Here is a 4160-nt window from a genome sequence, read left to right on the forward strand (position 1 = left end):
ACCGTCGGTTCGACCCGACGGTAGCGGCGCCTTCTTGCCGTGGATCAGCGCAGCAGGCTGAGCACGCCCTGCGGCACCTGGTTGGCCTGGGCCAGCATGGCCGTACCGGCCTGCTGCAGGATCTGGGTGCGGGTCAGCTCGGCGGTTTCCTTGGCAAAGTCGGTGTCCTTGATGCGGCTACGCGATGCCGACAGGTTTTCCGACGAGGTCTGCAGGTTGGCCACCACCGAGGTGAAGCGGTTCTGGATCGCACCGAGGTCGGCGCGGGTGCTGTTGATCGCACCCAGGGCCTTGTCGACCACTTCCAGGGCCTGCTGGGCACCGAGCACGGTGCTCACGTCCAGCTTCTGCACGTTGGCCGAGGTGTCGGTGCCAGCAGTGTAGGCGCCGGCAGCCGCTGCGGCGCCCCAGGTCTTGGCGGTGGCGTCGTAGTCGCTGCGCATCAGGGCGATATCGGCAGCGGCAACGGCCTTGCCTTCCTTCACCGAGCTCAGCTTCAGGGAGCCGTCGGCATTGGCTTCGGCGTAGATGCCGGCCTCGCCGATCTTGGCGTTGATGGCGGTGGCGACGGCCTTGGAGGCATCCGCCGTGGTGGCGCCGGCCTTCACTTCAACCGTGCCGATGTCCACGCCCATGACGGTGCCGGAGAAGCGTGCGCCGTCGGTGCTGGCGGCCAGGGCGGCGGTCGCGCCGGTGGCGAAGGTCGAGGTGCCCAGCGAGCCGGCCTTGGCATCGATGGTCTTGTCGATGGCGATGGCCTGGCCGGCATTGGCGCCGACCTGGAACAGCTGGCTGGAGAAGGTGCCGTCCAGCAGCTTCGTGCCGTTGAAGTCCGACTGCTTGGCGACGCGGTCGATTTCCGAGACCAGCTGGGTCACTTCGGCCTGCAGCGCCTTGCGGTCGCTGGCCGAGTTGGTGGCGTTGGAGGCCTGCACCGACAGCTCGCGGACGCGCTGCAGATTGTTGCCGATTTCGGTCAGCGAACCTTCGGCGACCTGGGCCAGCGAAATACCGTCGTTGGCGTTGCGGATGGCGACGTCGGTACCGCGGATCTGCGTGCCGAAGCGCTCGGAGATCGCTAGGCCGGCGGCGTCGTCCTTGGCGCTGTTGATGCGCGAACCGGAGGACAGGCGCTGGATGGTGGTGGCCAGCGAGCTGCCGCTGGTGCTCAGGTTGCGCTGAGCATTCAGGGACATGGTGTTGGTGTTGATGACTTGTGCCATGGTGCATTTCCTTTGGCGAAGGTGGAACGTGTTTCAGGATCCGAGCGCGGCGTCATGCAGCGCCCGGAGGTCGATCAGTAAGCGGATCAGCGCAGCAGGCTGAGCACGCCCTGCGGCACCTGGTTGGCCTGGGCCAGCATGGCCGTACCGGCCTGCTGCAGGATCTGGGTGCGGGTCAGTTCTGCGGTTTCCTTGGCGAAGTCGGTGTCCTTGATGCGGCTACGCGAAGCCGACAGGTTCTCCGACGAGGTCTGCAGGTTGGCCACCACCGAGGTGAAGCGGTTCTGCACGGCGCCCAGGTCGGCACGAGTGCTGTTGATCGCACCCAGGGCCTTGTCGACGATTTCCATCGCCTGCTGGGCGCCCTTCACGGTGCTGACGTCCAGGTTGCTGGCGTACTTCGCGGCCGGCGCTGCAGCAGCAGTGGTGGCGGTGAAGGTCGGGGCGGTGGCGCCGGTCCAGGTGCCCACCGAAGCGGTGATGGCCTTGAACGAGCCATCGGCGTTGACGCTGTCCTTGACCGAGGTCAGGGTGACGCCAGCGGTGCCGTTCACTTCGGCGTAGACACCGGTCTCACCGATCTTGGCGTTGATGGCAGTCACCAGCGCCTCGCGGGAGGCCTTGCCGGTAGCAGCGGCGTCGGCACCCTGCTTGACATCGACGTCGGCGATGGTGACGCCATTGATCTGCAGGCCAGTGACCTTGAAGTCGGCGTTGGTGCCCGGGTCGGCCAGGGCCAGCGAGTTGGTATCGAACTTGGCGCCACCCAGGGCGTTGGCCTTGGCGTCGATGGTCTTGTCGATGGCGATGGCCTGGCCGGCGTTGGCACCGACCTGGAACAGCTGGCTGGAGAACGAGCCGTCCAGCAGCTTGGTGCCGTTGAAGTCGGACTGCTTGGCAACGCGGTCGATTTCCGAGACCAGCTGGGTCACTTCGGCCTGCAGGGCCTTGCGGTCGCTGGCCGAGTTGGTGGCGTTGGCGGCCTGCACCGACAGCTCGCGGACGCGCTGCAGGTTGTTGCCGATTTCGGTCAGCGAACCTTCGGCGACCTGGGCCAGCGAGATGCCGTCGTTGGCATTGCGGATGGCGACGTCGGTACCGCGGATCTGCGTGCCGAAGCGCTCGGAGATCGCCAGGCCGGCGGCGTCGTCCTTGGCGCTGTTGATGCGCGAACCGGAGGACAGGCGCTGGATGGTGGTAGCCAGCGAGCTGCCGCTGGTGCTCAGGTTACGCTGAGCATTCAACGACATCGTATTGGTGTTGATGACTTGTGCCATGAGGAGAGGTCCTTGAGCGGTTGCACGTGAGTTGGGTCAGACGCCCCCGACGTGCCCCGGGGGCGGCTCATGTCAGCGCTGCAACAGGCTGAGCACGTTCTGCGGTACCTGGTTGGCCTGGGCCAGCATGGCCGTACCGGCCTGCTGCAGGATCTGGGTGCGGGTCAGTTCGGCGGTTTCCTTGGCGAAGTCGGTATCGCGGATGCGGCTGCGCGATGCGGACAGGTTCTCCGAGGAGGTCTGCAGGTTGGCGACCACCGAGGTGAAGCGGTTCTGGATCGCGCCGAGGTCGGCGCGGACGCTGTTGACCGATTCCAGGGCCTTGTCGACGATCGACATCGCCTTCTGTGCGCCTTCGGCGGTGGTGACGTTCAGGTCCTTGACGAAGCTGGCTGCTGCACCGGTCAGGGTGCCGCCGTTGGTGCTGGTCTCGGTCAGGCCGAGGCCGGCGATGGTCGCGGCGGTGACGCCGGCCGGCGGGGTTGCCGCGCTGACGCCCAGGGCGAAGGTCTGGCCATCCTTGACCGAAGCCAGGCTGATGACGCCGGCATTGACCGAGGCCACCACGCCGGTTTCACCCAGCTTGTTGTTGATCGCCGCAGCGGTGGCCGAGGTGATCGACTCGCCGGCCTTCACGGTGAAGTCGCTGATGGTGACCGTGGTGGCGGTGCCGCCCGGCGGGGTGACCGAGACCTGCAGGCCGGAGTAGGTGGTGTCGGCCGTGGCCTTGTCCACCGCCAGCGCGGTGCCGGTGTAGCCGTTGGCGAAGGTGGCAGCCCCCAGCGAATCGGCCTTGGCGTTGACCACGCTGTTGATGGCAATGGCCTGGCCGGCGTTGGCGCCCACCTGGAACAGCTGGCTGGTGAAGCTGCCGTCCAGCAGCTTGGTACCGTTGAAGTCGGCCTGCTTGGCCACACGATCGATTTCCGAGACCAGCTGGGTCACTTCCGCCTGCAGGGCCTTGCGGTCGCTGGCCGAGTTGGTGGCGTTGGAGGCCTGCACACCCAGTTCGCGGATGCGCTGCAGGTTGTTGCCGACTTCGTTCAGCGAACCCTCGGCGACCTGGGCCAGCGAGATGCCGTCGTTGGCGTTGCGGATGGCCACGTCCAGACCGCGGATCTGGGTGGTGAAGCGCTCGCTGATGGCCAGGCCGGCCGCGTCGTCCTTCGCGCTGTTGATGCGCAGGCCGGACGAGAGGCGCTGGATGGTGGTAGCGAGCGAGCTGCCGCTGGTGCTCAGGTTGCGCTGAGCGTTGAGCGACATCGTATTGGTGTTGATTACCTGTGCCATGGGGTCGTCTCCTCTTATATGGAACCCGTTGGTGAATGAAACGAAGCGCCGCCTGTTTTTTTGTGTGGCTGTGTGCTTCGCCGTTGCCAAATGAATAACGGCGCTTTGTCAACAACCTTTAGCCGTGAATTCCGCTGAAGCCGGAATTCGTTGCCTGAAGCTGTTTTCCCGGGGTTTTCAGCCCTGTTGCCAGGATGGAAGCGACCCCGGGAGGGGCGGTCGGGCAGGGCCTGACCAGCGCTGATGAAGGTATCGGCGGGGTGCGACCCGGCTTGATGGGCAATCACGGAAAATCGGCCGGAGATGGCCAGAGGGCCGCGTGGCGGCGGGCAGGCGCGCAAACGAAAAAGGCCGCGATGCAGGGCATCGC

General features: G+C 66.0%; 3 protein-coding genes. All 3 read right to left on the reverse strand.

The genetic code is table 11. The features are described from left to right. Nucleotides 1–44: 44 nt before the first annotated feature. Entirely contained in the window at nucleotides 45–1223 is a 1179-nt protein-coding gene (locus tag ABGA94_RS16395; protein ID WP_111127724.1) for a flagellin, read from the reverse strand. A gap of 86 nt (nucleotides 1224–1309) precedes the next feature. Next, a complete protein-coding gene (locus ABGA94_RS16400) occupies nucleotides 1310–2500 on the reverse strand; it encodes a flagellin (RefSeq protein ID WP_095377991.1) in 1191 nt (396 codons plus the stop codon). Nucleotides 2501–2572: 72 nt separating this feature from the next. After that, nucleotides 2573–3790, reverse strand: a complete 1218-nt coding sequence (locus ABGA94_RS16405; RefSeq protein WP_005416451.1) for a flagellin — start codon at nucleotides 3788–3790, stop codon at nucleotides 2573–2575. Nucleotides 3791–4160 lie beyond the last annotated feature (370 nt).

Source organism: Stenotrophomonas sp. 3diitr2024, from assembly GCF_042136455.1.
GTDB classification, from domain to species: Bacteria; Pseudomonadota; Gammaproteobacteria; order Xanthomonadales; family Xanthomonadaceae; genus Stenotrophomonas; species Stenotrophomonas sepilia.

Coding starts and splice junctions, on each gene's coding strand:
- ABGA94_RS16405 (WP_005416451.1), bottom strand. CDS start 3,790: ATGGCACAGGTAATCAACACCAATACGATGTCGCTCAACGCTCAGCGC.
- ABGA94_RS16395 (WP_111127724.1), bottom strand. CDS start 1,223: ATGGCACAAGTCATCAACACCAACACCATGTCCCTGAATGCTCAGCGC.
- ABGA94_RS16400 (WP_095377991.1), bottom strand. CDS start 2,500: ATGGCACAAGTCATCAACACCAATACGATGTCGTTGAATGCTCAGCGT.